At 71.2% G+C, this 20,512-nt stretch carries 19 protein-coding genes, 1 tRNA gene and 3 pseudogenes; 9 read left to right on the top strand and 14 right to left on the bottom strand.

The annotated features are described in order from the left end of the window. Positions 1-44: 44 nt before the first annotated feature. Complete coding sequence (locus tag ACZ4V6_RS23975) at positions 45-2,540, bottom strand: D-alanyl-D-alanine carboxypeptidase (RefSeq protein ID WP_467830819.1); 2,496 nt, start codon at positions 2,538-2,540, stop codon at positions 45-47. Positions 2,541-2,717: 177 nt separating this feature from the next. On the opposite strand from ACZ4V6_RS23975, the gene ACZ4V6_RS23980 reads away from it, so the two are divergent. From ACZ4V6_RS23980 to ACZ4V6_RS23990, 3 genes are all read left to right on the top strand, one after another. Further along, a complete protein-coding gene (locus tag ACZ4V6_RS23980) occupies positions 2,718-3,476 on the top strand; it encodes a GOLPH3/VPS74 family protein (RefSeq protein WP_467830821.1) in 759 nt (252 codons plus the stop codon). Positions 3,477-3,825: 349 nt separating this feature from the next. Next, on the top strand, positions 3,826-4,683 hold the full coding sequence (locus ACZ4V6_RS23985) for a helix-turn-helix domain-containing protein (protein ID WP_467830823.1): 858 nt from the start codon (positions 3,826-3,828) through the stop codon (positions 4,681-4,683). 172 nt (positions 4,684-4,855) lie between these two features. Next, the gene (locus ACZ4V6_RS23990; RefSeq protein WP_077800120.1) at positions 4,856-5,047 is read left to right on the top strand and encodes a DUF397 domain-containing protein; all 192 of its coding nucleotides are present in this window, start codon (positions 4,856-4,858) and stop codon (positions 5,045-5,047) included. A gap of 93 nt (positions 5,048-5,140) precedes the next feature. Here the strand turns inward: ACZ4V6_RS23990 and ACZ4V6_RS23995 are convergent. Together ACZ4V6_RS23995 and ACZ4V6_RS24000 are read right to left on the bottom strand one after the other, a co-directional pair. Beyond that, a pseudogene (locus ACZ4V6_RS23995) lies at positions 5,141-6,002 on the bottom strand (MerR family transcriptional regulator). A 95-nt stretch (positions 6,003-6,097) separates the two neighbouring features. Further along, positions 6,098-6,619, bottom strand: a complete 522-nt coding sequence (locus ACZ4V6_RS24000; protein ID WP_467830826.1) for a glutathione peroxidase — start codon at positions 6,617-6,619, stop codon at positions 6,098-6,100. Positions 6,620-7,023: 404 nt separating this feature from the next. On the opposite strand from ACZ4V6_RS24000, the gene ACZ4V6_RS24005 reads away from it, so the two are divergent. From ACZ4V6_RS24005 to ACZ4V6_RS24025, 5 genes and pseudogenes are all read left to right on the top strand, one after another. Further along, the gene (locus ACZ4V6_RS24005) at positions 7,024-7,545 is read left to right on the top strand and encodes a hypothetical protein (protein WP_467830829.1); all 522 of its coding nucleotides are present in this window, start codon (positions 7,024-7,026) and stop codon (positions 7,543-7,545) included. A gap of 92 nt (positions 7,546-7,637) precedes the next feature. Then, the gene (locus ACZ4V6_RS24010; RefSeq protein WP_467830832.1) at positions 7,638-8,480 is read left to right on the top strand and encodes a DUF4097 family beta strand repeat-containing protein; all 843 of its coding nucleotides are present in this window, start codon (positions 7,638-7,640) and stop codon (positions 8,478-8,480) included. An 80-nt stretch (positions 8,481-8,560) separates the two neighbouring features. Next, positions 8,561-9,547: an ATP-binding cassette domain-containing protein gene (locus ACZ4V6_RS24015; protein ID WP_467830835.1), complete on the top strand. Its 987-nt coding sequence runs from the start codon at positions 8,561-8,563 to the stop codon at positions 9,545-9,547. Continuing rightward, positions 9,544-10,362 (top strand): ABC transporter permease, encoded by an 819-nt coding sequence (locus ACZ4V6_RS24020; RefSeq protein ID WP_467830838.1) that lies wholly within the window; start codon positions 9,544-9,546, stop codon positions 10,360-10,362. The genes ACZ4V6_RS24015 and ACZ4V6_RS24020 overlap by 4 nt, the downstream gene beginning before the upstream one ends. A gap of 238 nt (positions 10,363-10,600) precedes the next feature. Beyond that, positions 10,601-11,038, top strand: a pseudogene (locus tag ACZ4V6_RS24025) (GtrA domain-containing protein); the annotation flags it as partial. A 131-nt stretch (positions 11,039-11,169) separates the two neighbouring features. Here the strand turns inward: ACZ4V6_RS24025 and ACZ4V6_RS24030 are convergent. The 4 genes and pseudogenes from ACZ4V6_RS24030 to ACZ4V6_RS24045 form a co-directional block, all read right to left on the bottom strand. After that, positions 11,170-11,439 (bottom strand): annotated as a pseudogene (locus ACZ4V6_RS24030) (LysR substrate-binding domain-containing protein); the annotation flags it as partial. A 453-nt stretch (positions 11,440-11,892) separates the two neighbouring features. Next, on the bottom strand, positions 11,893-12,894 hold the full coding sequence (locus ACZ4V6_RS24035; RefSeq protein ID WP_467830840.1) for a DUF389 domain-containing protein: 1,002 nt from the start codon (positions 12,892-12,894) through the stop codon (positions 11,893-11,895). 359 nt (positions 12,895-13,253) lie between these two features. Beyond that, positions 13,254-13,700 (bottom strand): hypothetical protein, encoded by a 447-nt coding sequence (locus tag ACZ4V6_RS24040; RefSeq protein ID WP_467830843.1) that lies wholly within the window; start codon positions 13,698-13,700, stop codon positions 13,254-13,256. After that, positions 13,697-13,963 carry a hypothetical protein gene (locus tag ACZ4V6_RS24045; protein ID WP_365126212.1) on the bottom strand — a complete coding sequence of 89 codons (267 nt, stop codon included), beginning with the start codon at positions 13,961-13,963 and terminating at the stop codon, positions 13,697-13,699. Before ACZ4V6_RS24045 ends, ACZ4V6_RS24040 begins: the two co-directional genes overlap by 4 nt. Positions 13,964-14,201: 238 nt before the next feature. On the opposite strand from ACZ4V6_RS24045, the gene ACZ4V6_RS24050 reads away from it, so the two are divergent. Beyond that, positions 14,202-14,489, top strand: coding sequence for a ScoMcrA-related endonuclease (locus tag ACZ4V6_RS24050; protein WP_467830847.1), 288 nt, complete (start codon positions 14,202-14,204; stop codon positions 14,487-14,489). Between the two features lie 99 nt (positions 14,490-14,588). On the opposite strand, the gene ACZ4V6_RS24055 is transcribed toward ACZ4V6_RS24050, so the two are convergent. The 7 genes from ACZ4V6_RS24055 to ACZ4V6_RS24085 form a co-directional block, all read right to left on the bottom strand. Further along, positions 14,589-14,661 (bottom strand) — tRNA-Arg (locus ACZ4V6_RS24055). A 215-nt stretch (positions 14,662-14,876) separates the two neighbouring features. Next, complete coding sequence (locus ACZ4V6_RS24060) at positions 14,877-16,304, bottom strand: hypothetical protein (protein ID WP_467830850.1); 1,428 nt, start codon at positions 16,302-16,304, stop codon at positions 14,877-14,879. Beyond that, a complete protein-coding gene (locus ACZ4V6_RS24065; protein WP_467830936.1) occupies positions 16,297-17,331 on the bottom strand; it encodes a tyrosine-type recombinase/integrase in 1,035 nt (344 codons plus the stop codon). The genes ACZ4V6_RS24060 and ACZ4V6_RS24065 overlap by 8 nt, the downstream gene beginning before the upstream one ends. A 105-nt stretch (positions 17,332-17,436) precedes the next feature. Beyond that, positions 17,437-18,102: a hypothetical protein gene (locus ACZ4V6_RS24070; RefSeq protein WP_167971605.1), complete on the bottom strand. Its 666-nt coding sequence runs from the start codon at positions 18,100-18,102 to the stop codon at positions 17,437-17,439. A gap of 287 nt (positions 18,103-18,389) precedes the next feature. Further along, positions 18,390-18,860 carry a hypothetical protein gene (locus tag ACZ4V6_RS24075; protein ID WP_467830852.1) on the bottom strand — a complete coding sequence of 157 codons (471 nt, stop codon included), beginning with the start codon at positions 18,858-18,860 and terminating at the stop codon, positions 18,390-18,392. A gap of 412 nt (positions 18,861-19,272) precedes the next feature. Next, a complete protein-coding gene (locus tag ACZ4V6_RS24080) occupies positions 19,273-19,827 on the bottom strand; it encodes a hypothetical protein (RefSeq protein WP_467830854.1) in 555 nt (184 codons plus the stop codon). A gap of 19 nt (positions 19,828-19,846) precedes the next feature. Then, a complete protein-coding gene (locus ACZ4V6_RS24085) occupies positions 19,847-20,509 on the bottom strand; it encodes a hypothetical protein (RefSeq protein ID WP_467830857.1) in 663 nt (220 codons plus the stop codon). Positions 20,510-20,512: the final 3 nt, after the last annotated feature.

Below are 20,512 nucleotides of genomic sequence, written 5' to 3' on the forward strand. Positions count from 1 at the left end.
GCCGCCGGACGGGGTGCGTGCTGTGCGGGCCGTGCTGCCCGGGGTCAGCCGAGCCGGGTCAGTCTGGCCGTGAGACCGGGCTCCGCGAGGTCCTCCTGGAGGGCGACCGGGACCTCGACGGCGTCACCGTTGCTGCCGTCGCCGACGACGAGCGTGCCGACCTCGGTGCCGGCCTTCGCCGTGTGCGGCACCGTCTTGTCGCCTAGGCCGTCCAGCTTCAGCCTCACGGTCAGACCGGACCAGCCGACGGCGGAGACGTCTTCGGTGGCGACCACCGGCGTGGTGCCGCCCAGACCGTCGTCGACCTGCCCGACGACGTCGCCCTTCTTCACGATGGTCTTCGAGGTGAGCGCGTCCTGCCCCGTCTCGATCAGCTTGCGCACGACGCCGGTGACCTCGTCGATGTTGGCGACGCCGTTCTGCCCGAACTGGCCGAGGGCCGCACCGATGATCGTCCGGGTCTCGCCGCCGACCTCCTTCTCCGCGGCGAAGAGGATGTTGCCGCCGGCCGCGGTGGTGGTGCCGGTCTTGATGCCGATGGCCACGGTCGGGACGAGCCCGAAGAAGTTGTTCTGCTTGTCGCCGTTGAGGTCGACGTAGCTGGGCTGCTGGGAGATCTCCCTGAAGACCGGGTTCTCCATCGCGGCGCGGCCCAGCTTCACCAGGTCCTCGGCGGTGGAGACGGTCGTCTTGTCGAGACCGCTGGGGTCCGTGTAGGTGGTGTTCTTCATCCCCAGCTCCTCGGCGGTCTTGTTCATCTTCGCGACGAACGCCTCCTCGGAGCCGCTGCCGGTGTCCCAGCGGGCCAGCAGCTTGGCGATGTTGTTGGCGGACGGCAGCATGACCGCCTGCAGCGCCTCGTACTCGGTGATCTTCTGGCCCTCGGAGACCCTCACCACCGACTCGTTCTCGGCCTTGCCGGTCTCGTAGTGCTTCTGCGCGGCCGCGTCGACGGTGATCTCCGGACCCTTCTCGCCCCTCTTCAGCGGGTGGTCGCGCAGGACCAGGTACACCGTCATGACCTTGGCGATGCTGGCGATCGGCACGGGCTTCTGGTCGCCGGACGTGCCGAAGGTGCCGACGCCGTTGACGTCCATGGCCGCCTGTCCCTGATTCGGCCAGGGCACGGAGGGCCTGCCGCCCTCGAAGGAGACGCTCTCCTGCGCGGTGAGGTGCAGCGTGGGCGTGGGCAGCGGGCGCACGGCCTGCACGACCCCGAACACGATCACCAGCAGCAGGACCACCGGGGTCCAGATCTTGACCCGGCGCACGGTCGTGCGCAGTGGGGTCTCCGGGGGCGGCGGCGTGTTCGTCAGCTCCGCCAGCAGGTCCAGCGGCGGCTTCGGCGGCAGCGGCTGCTGCGTGGTCCGCTCGGGACCGACCTGCGGCACGGCCGCGGTGGCCCCGGCGGACGCCGCCCGGGGCGCCTCGGGACCGGCCTTCGGGGCCGGGGCCGGGGCCGGGGCAGGAGCCGGCGGCGCGGGCCGCGGGGGCTTGCGGGTGGCCGGGTCGTCCGGGTTCCGCAGGGCGACGAACTTGCTGGTGCGCTCGGCGTCGGACTCGGCCTTGTCGGCCTTGTCGATCTTGGCGGGCTTGCCGGTTTCTCCGTCCTTACCGGCCTTGTCGGCCTTGTCGGCCTTGTCGGTCCGCTCGTCCTTCTTCGCCGCGTCGCCCAGCTTCAGCATGGTCGTCGGCTGGTCCACGGAGCGCTCGGCGGGCGGCCGTACGGCCTTGAAGACGGCGGTGGGCTGGTCGACGGCGCTCTTGCCGGCCTCGGCCTTCTCGTCGGCGCCGGACTCCTGCCCGGCGTCGGCACGGTCGTCCGCGCGGTCCTCGGAGGCGTCCTCGGGCGCGTCGGCGTCCTCGGCCGTCTCCTCGGGGGAGGCGGCGTCCTCCGGCTCGTCCCCGGCTTCGTGGCGGGCGTTCGCGGCGGCGCGCTCGTCCGCGGTCGCGACCCACGCCGCCACGGCGTCACGCAGCCGGCCGTCACCGGACGTGCCCGCCGGGCTCTTCCCGCCGGCGTCGCCGTCCTCGCCGTCCGCCTCGGCCTGGGTACCGGGCGTGTCGTCGGGCTCGGGGACCGTCCCGCCGGCCGCGTCGGCCGCGTCGGCCTCGGGCGCGGTGCCGGCCTCGGACTCGGCGCCCGCGTCGTCGTCCGCCTCTGCCTCCGTCTCCGCCTCGGGCGCGGTCTCGGCCTCGGGCCGGGCGTCCGCCTCGGGCGCGGTCTTCGCTCCGGTCTCCGGCGTTTTCGCTCCGGTCTCCGGCGTCTTCGCCTCGGACTCCGTCTCGCGGACCGACAGCACCCGGGTGGCCGTGTCCACGCCCCCGCGGGACGTCGTGGACCCGGCGGATTCCGCGGACCCGGCGGACGCCGACGCCTTCGCGGTCTCCCGCGCCACCGCCAGCCGCGGATCACGCGTCTCGCTCGCCCCGGTCCTGGCTTCGGGAACCGGACCCGCGCTCCCCGACGTCGGTTCTTCCGACGACTCGCGCTGCTTCGACCTGTCGGGGGACTCGCCCGCCACCGATGCCTCCTCCATGCGCCGCACGTTCTGTGTGCGCTACCGAACCATGTACCAGTGTCCTGTGTACGGCTGGAACCCACGCGGTAGACGAGAACGACATACCTACTGGTTCCACTACGAACCGGTCACGCACCCTCGACAGACCAATGTGAGAGGGGTCACCCTGTCTGTCATCCACGCGGGGAGGCATGGATGGGCAGGAGCCGCAGAACACTTCCGGAGGAGCTTCTGCTGCTGGCGCTGGACCCGACCACGGGTACCACCGCACAGCCGCAGTCGCTCGACCTCGGTCTGGCCGGAGCACAGCTGGTGGAGCTGGCGCTGGCCGGACGGATAGCCCCAGACGGGGATCGTATCGCCGTGGTGGCCCCACGGCCGACTGGAGATCCGACACTCGACTGCGCGTTGGAGCTGCTGCGAAGGCGTGGCGCTCCCGTACGGGCGGTCAACTGGATCGGCGGGCCCCGCCTGGGGCTGCGCCAGACCTACCTCTCGCATCTGGAACGCTGCGGCATGGTGCATGCCGTGGAGGGCCAGATGTGCGGGGTGCTGCCGACGACTCGCTACCAGGCGACGGACACGGCGATCAGCCGGGAGATCAAGACCCGGCTGGACTCGGCGATCCGCACCGGCGTACCGCCGGACCCGCGGACCGCGGCGCTCGCCGCGCTGGCCCACGCGGTCGGTCTCGGCAAGCACCTCTACCCGGGCAACGAAGGACGCTCGTCGCGGTCCCGGCTGCGGGACCTCATCAGGCACGACCCCATGGGCGGCCTGGTGGCGCACGCGGTGATGGACGTCCAGAACGGCGCTGCGGCCCAGCCGCGCCGCAGCCCGGCACCGGCCGGCCGGCAGGCCGCGGGACCGGGGGCGAGGCCCGTCCCGGAACCCGCCAGCGGTGTTCCGGCACAGCCGCGCCACGGATCCATGGCGCGTGCCGTGGTCCACTGAGCCGCGTCACCGGCACCGCACGCACGGCCCGCACCACGTACCACGCCCCACCAAGCACGGCCACGCACCACGCACGACCACGCACCGCCGCACCGACAGTCCCTGAGACCCGGTCACGGGAGCCGCAGGTCCGCGCGGGGCGGCGGGACCGGCCGTACGTCCGGCACACCCGGACACGGCCGGACCCGCCGCCCCGCGCGGCCGTATGCGCGGACGCGGTCCCGAACCGGCGTGCGCGCGGCGCATATCGACCGTTTGCCAGCGGTAGAAAGCACCTTGGTGGCAGTCTGCTCAACAGCAGATACGCAAAGTGGCAGGTATGAGTCACGCAGCCGGAGGTGCACGTCCCGTGGCGTCCAATGTCAATCCCACCGTCAGGCGGCGCCGGCTGGGCCAGGAGCTGCGCCGGCTCCGCGAGCTCAAGGGCATGACGGCGGAGGAGGTGGCGGAGCGGCTGCTGGTCTCGCAGTCGAAGATCAGCCGCCTGGAGAACGGCCGGCGCAGCATCAGCCAGCGCGACGTCCGCGACCTGTGCGGGGTCTACGAGGTCGAGGACCAGCGGGTCGTCGACTCGCTGATGCAGATGGCGAAGGACTCGCGCCAGCAGGGGTGGTGGCACGCCTTCGGGGACATCCCGTACAGCGTCTACATCGGCCTGGAGACCGACGCCGAGTCGCTGCGGACGTACGAACCCCAGATCATCACCGGCCTGTTGCAGACCCGTCCGTACGCCGAGGCCCTGATCCAGGGCGCGTTGCCCGAGACGTCGGTCGCCGACATCGAGAAGCGGGTCCAGGTCCGCATAAGGCGGCAGGAGCGCATCTCCGCCGAGAGCAACCCCCTGCGGCTGTGGGTGGTCCTCGACGAGGCGTCGCTGCGCCGGGTGGTGGGCGGCAGGCCGGTGATGCGCGAACAGCTCGAGCACGTCGCCGAGATGTCGCAACTGCCGCACATCACCGTGCAGGTGCTGCCGTACGACGTCGGGGCGCACCCCGGCATCAACGGCCAGTACTCCATCCTGGAGTTCGCCGACGCGGCCGACTCCAGCGTCGTCTACATCGAGGGCGTCACCAGCGACCTGTACCTGGAGAAGGCCCAGGACGTGCAGAAATACACGGTGATGTACGAGCACCTGCGGGCCCAGGCGCTGAACGTGGAGCAGTCCCGCCAGCTCATCGAGGACGTGGCGAAGGAGTACGCGCGCTGAGGAGCGGCGGGATGCTACACCCCTGCCATGTCGTTCCGGAAGAGTCGCCTGGAATATGCCATCCGGTCGGGTGAATGGCCGCTCCGATCGGCGAGGTCAGCGAGTAGCGTCGATCACGCCAAAGATCAAACGTCATTGGCGTAAACCGCACACACTCGCCATCGGAGCAGACATGGCAATTCTTCAGGGCGCCACGGAATCTTGGACCAAGTCCTCCTACTCCGGAGGAAACGGCGCGTGCGTCGAGGTCAAGTCCCCCGTCGTGGCGGCTCTCGCCGTCCGTGACTCCAAGGTCCCCGAGGGTCCGGTCCTGGCGTTCCCCGCCGACGCGTGGAACGCCTTCGTGACCTCGGTCAAGGGCTGACGACTCCGCGCACGGCCCCGGCATCGCCGGCAGAGCCCTCTCGACCAGTTCGCCGACCTTGCCGAGAGGGCCCTGTTCACTCCGGCGGCACGGTCACCTCACCGGGAACGCCACGTCGCACACCGGATCGTCCGGACCGGCCGCGTCCCAGTCGGCGAAGTACACCTCACGGCACGGCCCGTCCACCGTCAGACCCCTGTCGGCGATCCACGCCTCCACCGCCTCGAAGGCCGCCAGGATCTGCGGATGGGCCACCTGGGCCTTGGTGATCCGGGTGAAGGCCAGCCGCCGGGCCGGCTCCACCCGCACCCGCGTCTCCCACGTGCGCCCGTGCCGTTCCACCCACGCCCGCGCCGCCGCCTCGTCGGCGACCGGCACGCACGACTCGGCCGGGCCGTCGCTCTCCATCGACACCTCGGAGTGATAGGCGACGAACGGCGCCGCCACCACGCCCCCGCAGTCGCGGGCCGCCTCCTCCAGCCGCCCCAGCGAGGCACCGATCCACGCCGGCAGCTCGTCCGCCAGCGTGTGCCGCGTCTCGGTGACCAGCACCTGTCCGGGCACGTCCACCGTCTCGACCGCGAACGTCTCGTACACCTCGGAACTCCTCCCCGAAAGCCGTGCACGGAGGTAAGCGGCGAGCGTGCGCTGCCCGGCGACCCGTGCCTCCATGTCCGCCCAGTACGCGCCGAGCAGCCCGGCCGCCCCGGGGCCGTCCGCCCGGACGACCTCGGCGACCAGGGCCAGCGGCATGTCCAGCCGGCGCAGCAGGGCCACGAGCCGGGCGCGTTCGACCTGGCCGGGGCGGGTAGTACCGGTAGCCGGTGGCCTCGTCCACACGGGCCGGCACCAGCAGGCCCAGAAGGTCGTACAACCGCAGTGCCTTGGCCGACAACCGGGCCCGCGCGGCGAACGCCCCGATGGTCAGCGACTCGTCGTCGCGCGCATCGTCCACGTCGTCATCCTCCGTCGCCGGACGGCCTGTTCCGCCCGGCGACGACGAGGCTCGGCCCTGCCCCGGGGGCAAGGTCAACCGGCCCGTCCGTCCGGTCAGCCGGCGAGGAGTTCCTCGACGGCCGCGACGACCTCCGCCGACTCCGGCTCGGTCTGCGGCGAGAAGCGGGCCGCGACCTTGCCGTCCCGGCCGATCAGGAACTTCTCGAAGTTCCAGCGGATGTCCCCGCTGTGCCCCTCGGCGTCGGCGAAGCCGGTCAGACGGTCGTACAGCGGATGCCGGTCCTCCCCGTTGACGTCCACCTTCTCGGTCATCGGGAAGGTGACCCCGTAGGTCGCCGAGCAGAACTCGGCGATCTCGTCGGCGCTGCCGGGCTCCTGCCCCATGAACTGGTTGCACGGCACGCCGAGCACGGTGAAGCCCCGCTCCGCGTACCGCTCGTGCAGCCGCTCCAGACCGGAGTACTGCGGGGTCAGCCCGCACCGGGAGGCCACGTTGACCACCAGCACCACCCGGCCGGCGTACCGGGAGAGGCCGGCGGAGCCGCCCTGGAGGGCGCCGATCTCGACGTCGAGGGGGAGGCCGTCGTTGCTGCGCGCGTTCTCTGAGGTCGTCATGGACGGATGCTAGCGGTGCGGAGAGGGCGGCGACGGGGCGCCCGACGGGACGTGCCCCTCAGCGGCTGTGCGGCCGGAGCCGGTGGGGCCGACGGGCGGCCGGACGGCTGTGCCCCGCCGTCCCGCCCACGGTGTCCGCGCGGCTCCCCGCCTCCGAACGCCTCGGCCGCCGTGGACGCGGGGCGCCGGGAGCGGCCGCCCCGGACCTTCGGAGCCGATGGTGCCAGCCAGTGCCATGCGGGGCCATCGTGTGCCATCGAATGCGCCCCGACGTGCCGCCGTCATGGCCGACCGGATCCCGCCTGACGGTCTTTCCGCAGGTCAGGGCGGCGAGCCCCGTCCTCTCGCAGGGGAGACACCATGGGTGCTTGCGTGTGACGCCATCATGGTGCCATTATGGCGTCATGGACCTCACCCCCTATGTCGACACCCTCCGCCGCGAACTTGTGGTGGCCGCCGAGGCCGGCGGTGGCGAAGCCCGCGAGCTGGCCGAGCGGCTCACGGCTCCCCTGGAGTCGGTGACCCGGCTGACCATGCTCAACGTGCTCTCCGCCGCGATGGACGAGATCACCCGCGAACTCGCCCCCGGCTCGGTCGACGTGCGGCTGCGCGGGCTGGACCCCGACTTCGTGGTGACACCGCCGCCCACCGGCGGCGCCACCTCCCCGGAGTCGGCGGCCGTACCCGCCGGGCCGCTCCCCACCCCGGCCCCGGCCGACGGCGACGAGGGGGGCACCGCCCGTGTCAACCTGCGTCTGCCGGCCCACCTCAAGGCGCGCGCCGAGGAGGCCGCGAACCGTGAGGGCCTGTCGGTCAACGCCTGGCTGGTGCGGGCCGTCTCGGCCGCGGTCGAGGGCGGCGGCGCGCCGCGCCCGACGGAACGGGCCCGCAGTGTCGGACAGAGCTTCACCGGCTGGGTGCGCTAGCCGCGCCCACGCCCGCACCACGCGGAAGCACAGCACTCACACCACGTCCCACCAGCGGGGACGCCCCACGGACTCATGAGGACGGTACAGGCATGCCTTCTTTCGACACCCCCGGACCGATCGCGGTGACCGCCCACGTGGGCGCGGGATCCATCCAGTTCACCGCGGGTGACCGCACCGACACGGTCGTCTCGGTGCGGCCCGGCGACCCGAAGCGGGACAAGGACGTGCGGGCCGCCGAGCAGACCGAGGTCTCCTTCGCGGGCGGCGTCCTGACGGTCAGCACGAAGGAACGCCGCTTCATCGGCCCCACCGGCTCCGTCGACGTGACGGTGGAGCTGCCCACGGGCTCGAGCGTCGACGCGACCGGCTCCTGGACCCAGGTGCTCGGCGAGGGCCGGCTCGGCGAGGTCCGGGTGAAGACCTCGGGCGGAGACGTCCGCCTGGACACGACCGGTCCGCTCCACCTGACCGCCTCCCACGGCTCGGTCGCCGTGGACCGGGTGGAGGGCGCGGCCGAGATCACCACCAGCTCCGGCGGCGTGCGCGTCGGCCTCCTCGAAGGCCCCGCCGTCCTGAAGAACTCGCACGGTCACACGACCGTCGGCACCGCGATCGGCGACCTGCGGGTGAGCCACGCCAACGGTGACATCGACGTCGCCCGCGTCGAGGGCTCCCTCGCCGCCACCACCGCCCACGGTGCGCTGCGGGTGGGCGAGGTGGCCCGCGGCGAGGTGCGGTTGGAGACCTCCTACGGCGCCATCGAGGTCGGCATCCGCGAGGGCACGGCCGCCTGGCTCGACGCGCACTCGGACGCCGGACGGGTGCGCAACGCGCTCACCGCGTCCGGCACCCCCGGGGAGGCCGAGGAGACCGTCAAGATCCGCGCCCGCACCCGGTACGGCAACATCGACGTCCGCCGCGCCACGGCCTGACCGGCCGCATCCCGCGAACGCGCCGACCCGCCCCAGTCACCCCACCCCTCGAACGGGAGGGCTCCATGCCTTCTTCTGTCATGCCCACGTCTATTCAGGCCGGCGCCCGGCCGTCACCGGCCGCCGTCTCCGCCGTCGGCCTGCGCAAGTCGTACGGCGACAAGACCGTCCTCGACGGCATCGACCTGCGCATCCCCGCCGGGACCGTCTTCGCGCTGCTCGGTCCGAACGGCGCCGGCAAGACCACCGCCGTGAAGATCCTCTCCACGCTCGTCCCCGCCGACGGCGGGCAGGCCCAGGTCGCGGGCCACGACATCGCCGCCTCGCCGGACGGGGTGCGGGCCGCGATCGGCGTCACCGGGCAGTTCTCCGCCGTCGACGGCCTGATCACCGGCGAGGAGAACATGCTCCTGATGGCCGACCTGCACCACCTCTCCCGCGCGGAGGGCCGACGGGTGACCGCCGAGCTGCTCGACCGGTTCGGCCTGGCCGACGCGGCGAAGAAGCCCGCCTCCACCTACTCCGGCGGCATGAAGCGCCGCCTCGACATCGCGATGACCCTGGTCGGCGACCCGCGGATCATCTTCCTCGACGAGCCGACCACCGGGCTCGACCCGCGCTCCCGGCACACCATGTGGGGCGTCGTCCGCGAGCTGGTCACGGGCGGGGTGACCGTCTTCCTCACCACCCAGTACCTGGAGGAGGCCGACGAACTCGCCGACCGCATCGCGGTGCTGAACGACGGCAGGATCGCCGCCGAGGGGAGCGCCGAGGAGCTGAAGCGGCTCGTTCCCGGCGGACACGTCCGGCTCCGCTTCACCGACCCGGCCGCCTACCGGTCCGCCGCCACCGCCCTGCACGAGGTCACCCGGGACGACGAGGCCCTCGCCCTGCAGATCCCCAGCGACGGCAGCCAGCGCGCCCTGCGGGCCGTCCTCGACCGGCTCGACTCCGCCGGCATCGAGGCGGACGAGCTGACCGTGCACACCCCCGACCTCGACGACGTGTTCTTCGCCCTCACCGGCGGCACCGACAACCCCGACCAGGCCACGGAGGCCGTCCGATGAGTTCCCCCCTGACCCCCGCCCGACCGTCCCGGACCTCCCTCGCCCTGCGCGACTCGTCCACCATGCTGCGCCGCAACCTCCTGCACGCCCGGCGCTACCCGTCCCTCACCCTGAACCTGCTGCTCACGCCGGTCATGCTCCTGCTGCTCTTCGTCTACGTCTTCGGCGACGTGATGAGCGCCGGCATCGGGGACGGCGGAGCCGACCGCTCCGAGTACATCGCCTACCTTCTGCCGGGCCTGCTGCTGATGACCATCGGCAGCACCACGATCGGCACCGCGGTGTCCGTCTCCATGGACATGAGCGAGGGCATCATCGCCCGCTTCCGCACCATGGCCATCCACCGGGGCTCCGTGCTCATCGGGCACGTCGTCGGCAGCGTGGTGCAGTCGGTCATGAGCGTCGTCCTCGTCGGCGCCGTCGGCGTGGCCATCGGCTTCCGGTCCACGGACGCCACCGCACCGGAGTGGCTGGCGGCGCTCGGGCTGCTGGTGCTCTTCACCCTGGCGCTCACCTGGATCGCGGTCGGCATGGGCCTCGTCAGCCCGAACGCCGAGGCCGCCAGCAACAACGCGATGCCCCTGATCTTCCTCCCGCTCATCTCCAGCGCCTTCGTGCCGGTCGACGCGATGCCGGGCTGGTTCCAGCCGATCGCCGGGTACCAGCCCTTCACCCCGGCCATCGAGACCCTGCGCGGCCTGCTCCTCGGCACGGAGATCGGCCACAACGGCTGGCTCGCCCTCGGCTGGTGCCTGGCCCTCACCACGCTCGGCTACTTCTGGTCGAAGTCGGCCTTCGACCGCGACCCGAGGTGACCGGGACCGACCGTCCCGTCCGGGGCGGCACACTCCGACACCACGTCGGCGTGCGCCGTCCCGTTCGCGTCCGTGTCCGCGGCCGCCGGAGCCGCCGACCGGGTCCTCGCGACGCCTCTCACCAGGACCGGCGCCACGGGTCAGGCGGCCCGCGCCAAATAAGGCTGCGCATGGTGCCACGTATGTGCCACCATGGCGCCACGGCGTGATCGGGTCAGTGCGGAGGGAGGGGCGGACCATGACAGGACACATCCGGCGGCAGGCGGCACCGGGCGCTCTCGCGTCCTTCGCCCGCTTCGTGCTGTGCGGCGGCGGGGTCGGGCTGGCGTCCGGCTTCGCCGTGGCGGCCCTGGCCTCCTGGCTGCCCTGGGCCCTGGCCAACGCCCTGATCACCGTGGTCTCCACGCTGCTCGCCACCGAACTGCACGCCCGGTTCACCTTCGGCGCGGGCGGACGCGCGACCCGGCGCCAGCACACGCAGTCGGCCGGGTCGGCCGCGGCCGCGTACGCGGTGACCTGCGGGGCGATGCTGGCCCTGCACCAGCTGGTGGCGGCCCCCGGCGCGGCACTGGAGCAGGCCGTCTACCTGTCCGCCTCCGCACTCGCCGGGGTCGCGCGGTTCGCCGTGCTGCGCCTGGTCGTCTTCGCCCGGAACCACTCGCGGTCCGTGGCCACCGGCGACGGCGAGCGGACGTGGCGACGGCCGGGTGCCCCCGTCCGCCGCCCGCGGCACCGGCCGGCCCGCCGGCACACGGCGGGCGCACCGCGCGCTACGGCCGGTACGGCCGGTGCAGCCGTACCGGCCGGTCAGGGCGCCGTAGACGGCGGTTCGATCCCGAGGACGTCGAGCATCGCACGGGTGGCCGGGCTGGGATTGAAGCGGTTCCACACCAGGTACTCGACGCGACGCGGTCCGTCGGCCACCGGGACCAGCGCCAGCCGGGGGTCGGCGGCGGCCCGCGGCCGGATGAACGCCGACGGCAGCAGCGCGACGCCGAGCCCGCGGGCGATCAGCCGGGTGATCATCTCCACGACGCCGGTCTCGTACGCGACGTCGCGGACCGTGCCGGTCGACGAGGGCTTCCTGGTCGGCGCCACCCGCACGGTGCTGGACATCGCCGCACAGCTCGGAATCCGCGTCTTCGTGATCGGCGGCGCCGGGGCACTGCGCAGCCCCGGCGACCCCGGTCTGCTGGTCGCCGACGATCCGGACCACGTACCCGCCGGACTCAGGGCCGCGGCCGCCGCCGGAGTCGCCCAGCTGCGAACCTGCCGGTCCCATCCCCACGAGGACTGGACCTACCTGAGCCCACCGGCCCTCCTGCAGCCCGGCGAACGGACCGGCCGCTACGGCCGTGGCACCGACACCTTGCTCACGGACGCCGCAGGCCGCTCCTGGATCAGCACCGAGGACCTGGCCGTCGCGGTGATCGACGAAACTGGAGACCCCGCGCCCCGGCCACCGCGTCACGGTGGTCCACCGCGGGCCCGACGCCCCGGCCACCGACTGAACGCGCCCGCCCGGAGGCGTCATCCACCGACCTTCCCGGCCATGATCTGCCGGCCACGCGTGGCGTCGACCACGATGGGGGTGCCGTCGGGGACGTGCCCCTCCAGACTGCTGAGCAGCCCGTCGACCGGCGGCAGATCACCGGGAGCGCGCACGTGGACGTACAGGGTCCTGGACTGTGCGTCGACGCTGGTGACCATCGCGCCGGGGCTGTGCGCCAGCCACCGCTCCGCGGCGCTCCTGGCCCGGACGGTCCAGGTGTCGAGCAGGACGGTGACGACCGTGTTGGCGCCCAGGGGGAGCAGGACGGCCGTGAAGAGCAGCCCGAGCATGACGTGGGCGCGACGCGGTCCGTGGTGGGTGCGCCGTCCGGCGGTGTGGGTGTAGCCGAGGGCGGTGAAGACCACCATGCCGGCGAAGACGAGGGCGAAGAGGTTGGACAGGAAGAGCACCAGGGCGCCCAGGGCCGGCCACCACGCCGCCTGACCGGCGCACACCCCGGTGACCACGAGGGGCGGTACGAGGGAGATGGCGATGGCCACTCCGGGCAGGACGGCGGCGACGTCCTTGCGGGCCAGCGCCACGGCACCGGCGAAGCCCGTGGCCAGGGCGGAGATCAGGTCCAGCAGCCCCGGGGAGGTCCGGCCGGAGATCTGGCTGTCGGTCAGCAGGTCGTAGGACTGGGGCACGACCAGTGAGGCCACCGCCCCGACGACGACCACCAGCAGGCCCCCGAGGGCCACGAAGGCGGCGGCGGTGGTGGAGCGGCGCTGCACGGCGCCCAGGGCGATGCCCATGATGGGGGTGGAGAGCGGGGCGATGATCATCGCGCCGATGACGGTGGCGGTGGAGTCCGTCAGGATGCCGCACGCCGCGATCACGGCGGACAGCGTGAGCATGGTCCAGAAGGCCGACTGCTTCGACCGGCTGTCCCCCGACGAGAGATCGAGGTCTTGCTGGAGGTCGTCCAGGGAGCGGCGTTGGCGGTCCGGCAGGACCTTGGCGCGGAGTTGGCCGGGCATGCGGCCAGTATCGGGACCGCGACGACCCCCGCCCGGCAGGAACACGACCGTGCCGCCCGGCGGCGCGACGAGCGCGTGGTCCGTCGGCCCGGCCCCGACACCGGACCGACGGACCACGCCGCTGCCGACATCACCCCGCCGCCGCCCGACCCTCCGGCCCACGGCCGCCGGCCATGAACCCCGAAGGACACCCGCGAGAGCCCGCGAGTGCCCTTCCGCCGTTCCCCCGGCAGGATGCGGACCTGTGCGACCCGCTTCAGGAGTTTTCCCGGACGGAGTGGTGATCCGCGGAGACGTGGGCTGTGGGGCGCCCGGGCGAGGAGGCCGACGAGCGGCCGGAGTGAGGTGCGGGCGTCCCGTCAGACCTTCTCGACCCGTACGCGGTGGCCTGCGAGGAGCCGATTCATGTCGTCGGTGTCGGAGGTGAACACGGTCGCCTGGGCCCCCTGCGCGGCTTCCCGCCCGGCTATAGCGGCGAGGACGGCGTCGATGGCGTATTTGTGCCCGTGCAGACCGGCTGCCTTCAGCATGTCGCGTGCCATGGCGATCACCTGGTCGTCCGTGTGCACGATGCGGATCCGGGACGGTGCCCAGTTCCACAGCGCCTGCCTCGACGCTTCACGAGGATCCCATGCCTCCAAGGTCGTGAGCGCCGAAGTGACGACAGGGATGTCGAGCCGCGGGGCCGTCTTGATCAGCGCCGTCAACTCTCGGTCGCCCTGAACCGCCTTGGAGAGGGCCTCGGAGTCGAACACGAAGACGCGCTGTCGCGGCCGGTGCAGCTTCGCTCGGGCGGTGCGGCTCACGCGGCCTCGTCCGAGTGCGATCGCCGCTCGTCGTGCCAGCCGTCGATGGCGGCGATGCGGTCCAGCGCCGCCTGCTGCTCGTCGTCCGTCACGGCGCCGTGCTCTTCCTCGAGGCGCTCGGCCAACTCGCGCAACCGGTCCATGGCGTCCTGATGGGCGGCGGCAGCCGCGATGTAGCCGGACACCCCCCGTGCGTCGACGCGCTCCTTGATCGACTCCACCAGCTCTTCCGGCACGGTGATGGTGATCTTCCGGGTTGCCATACTCGAAGTATGCCACGCTCCGCGCGGCGTGACCCGGCCCTTCGGGGAAGCCGGCTCGAGGGACAGGGGTGCGGGACGCCGCCCCCCACCACGGCGCGGGAACGTCCGTCGGAACCCGGCCGGAAAACGGTTCGGCGTCGCCACCGACGCTGCCCGCACCCCCTGCCGGACGACCCTGGAAGACCCCCTCCCGGCCTGTGCGGCCCCGCATGTCGGCGGCTTCACCTACCTTTCCACCATGACGCTGAACGACATCACTCGACCTGCGGTCTTGCAGGCTGTCGCGGAGTACGACCGGCTCGGCCGGGACGCCTTCCTGGAGAGGTACGGCTTCGGGCCGTCGCGTACCTACCTGCTCGAGATCGACGGCAAGGAGTACGACTCGAAGGCCATCGTGGGGGCGGCGCACGGCTGCCTGCCCGGTCGGGAACCCCTGGGTCGCGACGAGTTCTCCGGCGGCAAGGACCACGCCGCCAAGCTGCTGAGGGACCTCGGATTCGAAGTCGTCGCCCGTGCGGCGGACTGATTCCCGACGACCCCTGACATCGAGGGCCGCTGAGCCGGCGGACCGCCGGCCATGAACCCCGAAGGGCACCCACGGGAGCCCGCGAGTGCCCTTCTGCTGTGCCCCCGGCAGGATTCGAACCTGCGACACCCGCTTTAGGAGAGCGGTGCTCTATCCCCTGAGCTACGAAGGCGGGGCTTGATTGAAACCTTGCACGGAACTCGAGCGAACGGTTCGTGCCCTGGCCTCTAGGTCAAGCCCTGAGCGTCCTGGGGTCGGCCGCTGTGGCGAGCGGGCGGTGGGAGCCCATGCGACACGCCGCAGCGCCCGCCGGGGCGCTCGATCCACAGGGTACCGGATCGGGGCTCGGGCGGGCGCCGGGGTTTGGGGCGGACGTGGTGTGGGCGGTCAGGCGGTGCGGATCAGCGGGGATGTGCCCTGCTGGTGCAGCGCACGGCTGGTGGAGTTCTGGGCGAGGACGAAGCCGAGGGTGAGGAGTTGCTGGGCCTCTACGCCGTAGGAGATCAGACGCCGGTTCCACAGGGATGCGTCGAGCTGGGAGTGGCCGGACTCGGCGTCGCTCCTGTAGGGGTAGACGAGCTGATGGGTACGGGTGAATTCCGGGATCTGCTGGAGGTGCTCGGCGCGGTGGAAGCCGCGTTCCTCGTCGCTTTCACCGGTCGGGCGCTCGCCTTTCCGGCTTGTCGTCCCGACGGAGACTCGGTACTCATGGCTTCCTCGCCGGCAAGCTATCTCGAGGACGTGATACCAGCGGAACGTGCGAGTTCCTCGACGCTCCAAGCGTGTGATCGGCACGGGCACGAGCTGCGTGGTTCCGTCCGCGTAGTGGGCTTTTTCGGCTATGCGCCCGTCCGCGACCCACAGCTCATGGGTGCAGCGCCCAGGGCGTAGGGATTCGTAATATTGTGATTCGTTCCCTTTGTGCTGCTTGTTGATGACAAGGCCGCCGTAGCGGGCGATGGTGTCCCGGTGCATGCCGCGGAGGGCGCCGTCGTAGAGGACGCCCATGCAGCCGGGCGCCGAGCCCATGATGTCGAGAACCCCTTCGACTGCCACGGCTGCCTCCCCGCCGGCCTGGAGGTGCGGTACGTATCGGGAGTCAAGGAACACTCGGGAGAGGTAGGTCTCGTCTTTTCTGGCGGAGAAGAAGACGTACTTCGGTCCGTACACCTCGCCGCCGCCTTCTCGCTGAGGCACGGAGGCGGGGTCGACGCGGTGATAGCGGATTTCGCCGGTCGTCATGTCCACGCTTTCCCTGGCTCGTGCGAGGGTCGGTGACTTCAGGACCGTTCCGTCTGCGGCTATCAGCTGGTGGCGCTGCGGGTTGCTCCAGGACCGGGTTTCGCCCTCGGGGAAGATCCCTTGGGCCAGTGCTTGTTCGAGGGCCAGTACCCGGTACTGCCCCCACAGCTCGTCCGAGTGCTCCCGTAGGCGCCGCTGGGCATGCAGCCACTGGGACCTGGTCGGCCCTGCCTCCGGGAGAGAGGAGGCGGCCAGGGCCCCGAGTTCCGCACGCACTCCCTCTTTCAGGACTGACCAGACTTCCGGGTCGCTGAGGTGAGCGGCCGTGCGGCGGGCGGAGGCGAGGACACTGCGGGCTGCCAGGAAATAGAGGAATGCCACGTCGGGATAGCTCCGGGGCCTTCCGACTCGGCCAGGAGGCGGGAGGGTCTCTGCGAGTTCGTAGAGGTCGGAGTTGCGGGCGCAGTCCGTGAGGCGCTCGTGGAGCGTGCGGCGGTCAGTCTCGGAGAAGGGCCGCTTGCGCGGGGTCCGCTGCGCCGGTGGGAGCGTGTCTCCGAAAAGGTCTTCAGGCATCGGCGGCCTGCTGTTCCGGTGCCAGCTGCGCCCAGTCATAGCCGACGAGGTCTGCGGCCCGGTCCAGGGAGCGCAGACCGAGCCCACGGGCGACATCCTCGATCTTTCCGGTGTCGCCGAAGATGCGGACCCCCGCATAGGCCGTGAGAGAGGCCGGCTTGACCCGTGGGTCGGCTCCGAGCCCGATGCGGCGGATGAGGTCCGAAAGCGCGACGCAGGCGCGTGCTTGCAGGTGCTCATCGGGCGCGGGGGCCGACGAAACGGCCAGACGGGAGTCGGGGGCGGCATCGGGGTTGCGTCGCTGTCTGGCGACGAAGGCGGCCCTGGCCTCCAGGATGCGCAGTGCCCACGGGTCGAGAGGGCGCCAGCGTGGATTCGTGCGGGTCGATCCGTGCAGCCACACGGTCCCGGACTTCGGGTCCAGGTCGCGGACCCTGATGTGCCCAATTTCGCCGGTGTGTCCGCCGGAGAGGGCAAGCGCGGCCGCAGCGGCGTGACGGCTGGGTCTGGTCACGTACTCCGCGGCATGACGTAGCGCGATGGCTTCGTCCTCGTCCAGAGGACGGATCCGGCTTCCACTGCGGTCGGGCAGCCTGATGTCCCTGGTGGGATCGGCATCGGTGAGACCCAGCTCGCGCAGGGTCCGATAGAAGGAGCGCAGGACGGCGCGGCGCTGATGCTGCGTGGCCGTGGCCGAGTCGCCAATGTGTCCATGACGCGTGCGCCCCTGGGCGAAGATGAAGTCTTCGGCGAGGTCGCGGGTGACGTCAGCGACGAGCACGAGACCTCGTGAGTGCACGTAGCGCTCGTAGCGCTGCAGGAGCTGTCCGAAGGAACGACGGGTCTGCGGGGACATTTGTCCCTGGGAAGTCATGTGGGTCCAAAGAGAGACGGCCCGCTCGACGGCGCATGCCAGCGTCACGTCCGTGAAGGCGGTCGCGGGTGTGCCGGGGCTGTCAGGCAGGGTGGGATCAGGTTCCGGGGCGCGCTGGGACCGCCTCACGGGAGCCTCCTCTCGCTGGTGCATGTTCACACCAGCGTTGGAAGGAGAGCCCGCGGGGCGCAAGCGCTCGCGCGCAAAAAGGTGATGTGGGAGGGGCCGAACGTTGATAAGCGTTCGGCGGATGGCCGGTCAGGTCCGCTGGCGGGAAAGCACGTCGTAGATCGTGGCCAGGGACCGCATGACCGCGCCGTAGTCTTCGGGGGTCAGCTTTGCCAACTGTTCCATGCTCACCGGCAGTACCAGTCCGGATTGGGGCGGGCCTGGCTTGGCGGCGGCAGGCGGCGGCTCCTGCTCTGGCGGGGTGGTGGTGTGACCGCCAGCTGATTCGGACAAGCGCAGACATCCGTCGTCGTCCCGCACGACGTAGCGCGCGAGCTCGAGCCAATCGACCAGGTGCACCCATGGCGACAGCCGCGAGGTCGGGTAGGGGCGCATGGCCTTGGCGATGTCCTCGGCGCTCAGCGCAGTGGCCGACGGTACGGAGTCGATCAGCAACTGGTACACCCAGGAGCCGCGCCACGCTTCACCGAACAGGGTTCTTGCCGTCTCCCGGTCAGTGGACCAGGATCGTCCGACACGGGCGCCCGAGACAGTCGGCCTCCATCCTGCCGGGCTCGATGACAACAGGCCGGTGTCGGTCAGGAAGCGCACGGCGAGGGTGATGTCGCTCCGGTTCAGCTCCGTTTCGCGGATGAAGTCGCGGGTCTTGACGGCGGAGCGTCCTGTTGCGCATGTCTTGACTGCGGCCGCCAGAAGGTCCATCTGCCGGTCGGCCTGCACGCCGACGGGCGGCATGCGGTAGGAGACGGCCTTGCCGCTGGATGACTGAGTGGTCGAGCGGCCTCTTGGTGTACCCCCATGGTGGGGTCGCCCGGCTGGTCCGGACGTTGAAGAGCTCATGTGTGAGTCCTTGCTCCGGTTGTCGCTGCGCTGAGGAGCAGCGTTTCGGAAAGGGCTCACGCGAAACCGACCGAATGGCCTAGGCTGGCCGCCGGTGCGTGAGCCCGTCTCTGGAGGAATGCGCCAACGGCCGCCGTGGGCTCGCAACTTGCGGCGGCCGATCTGCGTTTGTTCTCAAGCTTTTATCGGTTCCTGGTGCCCTCCGATCCGGCGTACGCGAACGAGTACCTGGACTCCTTGTCGCGCACCACGGTTCCGTCCTTGCGAAGCCTGCTGAGTCTGGCTCGGATGCTGGCGGCAGAGCTGGGCACGCCGAGGGCTTGCACTCCGCGGGCGATCTCTACGGGAAGCAGCCCGTTGGTCCCTCGCAGGACGTGGAGGATGCCCTCCTCGATCGACAAAGAGGCGCCGTGCTCCCCGTTCGGGGTGTCGGATTCGCGGGCACCGTCGCCAGTGTTCGAGGCCTCGCCCGTATAGAGCTTGAGGGCGCGTAGTGCTGCCGTACTGTCCGCGAGGCGGCTCTCGAGTGCCGCGAACCGCGCCGCTGCCTCGTCGCGCTCGCGCCGGGCAGCCTCGATACCCTGCCGCAGCTCATCGGTCTGCGCACTCAGCTGCGCCAGGAAATGGTGGGTAGATGTGTCGATGTCGTCCACCGGTACTACCCCCTCCCCGTCTCTGTCAGCCTTGGTATCCAAGATCTGCGGCGACAGCTTAGACAACAACAACTCCCCGTGTCACACAGTCTGTTGGATGCGCATCAACTCATGAGTGCGCTATGAAGTACTACTTCGGATGCGTCTGCTGTGACCAGCGAAAACGGCCGCACGAAGAGGAATGCTGTTTCTTGGTGCGGAGGAGGGAAGTACTGGGGTGCGCACCAAAGTTGCAGGTGCGTCCTGCGAGGTTGCACCCTCACTGCGCGGCTACAGCACGGGGGCGTGTCGAACTGCCCGCCTCCCACCGGCGCCGTCGGAGCGCCAGCACCGCTGCGGAGGACGTGCCCGTTGGCGGCGGACAGAGCGGCCAGATAGAAGTCGCTCACCCGCCGTACCGCCTGAACCGTTTCTATCCTGCCTCCCTGACTAGCCAGGCCCTCCGTGCGTATTCACGCAGAAGGTTATGCAGCCGGTACCGGTCTCCGGGCTGCTCATCGATCAGATGTGCCTCGTCCAGCTCCTCCAGCCGGCTGCGCGCCTCGGCGACAGAGACGGAAGCGATGGCCGCGCCCGTGTAGGCATCGAGGTCGGTCCCAGCGTAGAAACCCAGGAGCCGGAAGAAGCGCTGCCGCTCCGCGTCCAGGTCCTGGTAGGACAGCTCGAACGCAGCGGCCACCGCCCTCTCGCCCGCGCAGCTCGGCCAGCCGGTCGCGTGGCACGAGAAGACGGCTGCGCAGATCGTCCGCACTCCACGACGGGTGGTGCCGAGCCGGGCCGCCAGCAGCGAGATCACCAGCGGCAGGCACCCGCACAGCCCGACCAGCTCCTGCACGACCGCCCGCTCGAGCGACTTCGCGGGCCTGCCGCTCAGCCGCACGAACAGCTCAACGGCGTGGCCCTTCGGAGGGGCCGCGACCCGCAGCACCACTTCCTCGCTCGCCGCCGGCCGCTTCCGGCTCGTCACCAGCACCAGGCAACCGCTGTCACCGGGGAGGAGCGGCTCGAGCTGTCCGTAGCTGGCCGCGTTGTCCAGGATCAGCAGCGCCTTTTTCGGACAGCCGCGTGCGCCCCATCACCACCCTCGCTTCGGTCACTGGGGTGGCGTTGTCACCGACCGGGATCTGTTCGGCCGGCACCCCGGCCGCCGCCAGCAACGACGCGAGCGCGTCGCCGGGCTGCACCGGGCTCCGGCCGGTGGTGGGGCCGTTCAGGTTCACGAACAGCTGCCTGTCCGGGAACCGGTCCGTCATCAGATGGGCGGCGTGCACCGCGAACGCCGTCTTCCCGACCCCAGGCATCCCGTCGATCACATGCACCGGCAACGCCTCGCCACGCTCCTGCGCCTCCCGCACCGACCGCACCAGCGCCTCAAGCTCGGCGGTCCGGTCGGTGAACACCGTGGTGCCACGGGGCAGGGAGCGCAGCACCAGCGCGGCGCTCAACGGGCCTTCCTGCAGCGGCGAGGCTTCGGGGCATGATGTCGGCGTCGCCGTGGGGGTGCCGTCCCGCGTCTCGGACAGGGCGGCCAGCGCTGCCGACATCACGACCAGCAGGCCCCCGAGCAGCAGAAACGGGGCCCAGGCATGATCCTGGATCCAGCCCAGCCATCCCGGCCAGCGGCTCTCCTCCGAGACGACGTTGGTCACCAG

This window comes from Streptomyces sp. NPDC029152 (assembly GCF_055564355.1).

Coding starts and splice junctions, on each gene's coding strand:
- ACZ4V6_RS23975 (WP_467830819.1), bottom strand. CDS start 2,540: ATGGAGGAGGCATCGGTGGCGGGCGAGTCCCCCGACAGGTCGAAGCAG.
- ACZ4V6_RS24050 (WP_467830847.1), top strand. CDS start 14,202: ATGACGCTGAACGACATCACTCGACCTGCGGTCTTGCAGGCTGTCGCG.
- ACZ4V6_RS24015 (WP_467830835.1), top strand. CDS start 8,561: ATGCCCACGTCTATTCAGGCCGGCGCCCGGCCGTCACCGGCCGCCGTC.
- ACZ4V6_RS24000 (WP_467830826.1), bottom strand. CDS start 6,619: ATGACGACCTCAGAGAACGCGCGCAGCAACGACGGCCTCCCCCTCGAC.
- ACZ4V6_RS24010 (WP_467830832.1), top strand. CDS start 7,638: ATGCCTTCTTTCGACACCCCCGGACCGATCGCGGTGACCGCCCACGTG.
- ACZ4V6_RS24065 (WP_467830936.1), bottom strand. CDS start 17,331: ATGCACCAGCGAGAGGAGGCTCCCGTGAGGCGGTCCCAGCGCGCCCCG.
- ACZ4V6_RS24045 (WP_365126212.1), bottom strand. CDS start 13,963: ATGGCAACCCGGAAGATCACCATCACCGTGCCGGAAGAGCTGGTGGAG.
- ACZ4V6_RS23980 (WP_467830821.1), top strand. CDS start 2,718: ATGGGCAGGAGCCGCAGAACACTTCCGGAGGAGCTTCTGCTGCTGGCG.
- ACZ4V6_RS24005 (WP_467830829.1), top strand. CDS start 7,024: ATGGACCTCACCCCCTATGTCGACACCCTCCGCCGCGAACTTGTGGTG.
- ACZ4V6_RS24020 (WP_467830838.1), top strand. CDS start 9,544: ATGAGTTCCCCCCTGACCCCCGCCCGACCGTCCCGGACCTCCCTCGCC.
- ACZ4V6_RS23990 (WP_077800120.1), top strand. CDS start 4,856: ATGGCAATTCTTCAGGGCGCCACGGAATCTTGGACCAAGTCCTCCTAC.
- ACZ4V6_RS24060 (WP_467830850.1), bottom strand. CDS start 16,304: ATGCCTGAAGACCTTTTCGGAGACACGCTCCCACCGGCGCAGCGGACC.
- ACZ4V6_RS24035 (WP_467830840.1), bottom strand. CDS start 12,894: ATGCCCGGCCAACTCCGCGCCAAGGTCCTGCCGGACCGCCAACGCCGC.
- ACZ4V6_RS24070 (WP_167971605.1), bottom strand. CDS start 18,102: ATGCCGCCCGTCGGCGTGCAGGCCGACCGGCAGATGGACCTTCTGGCG.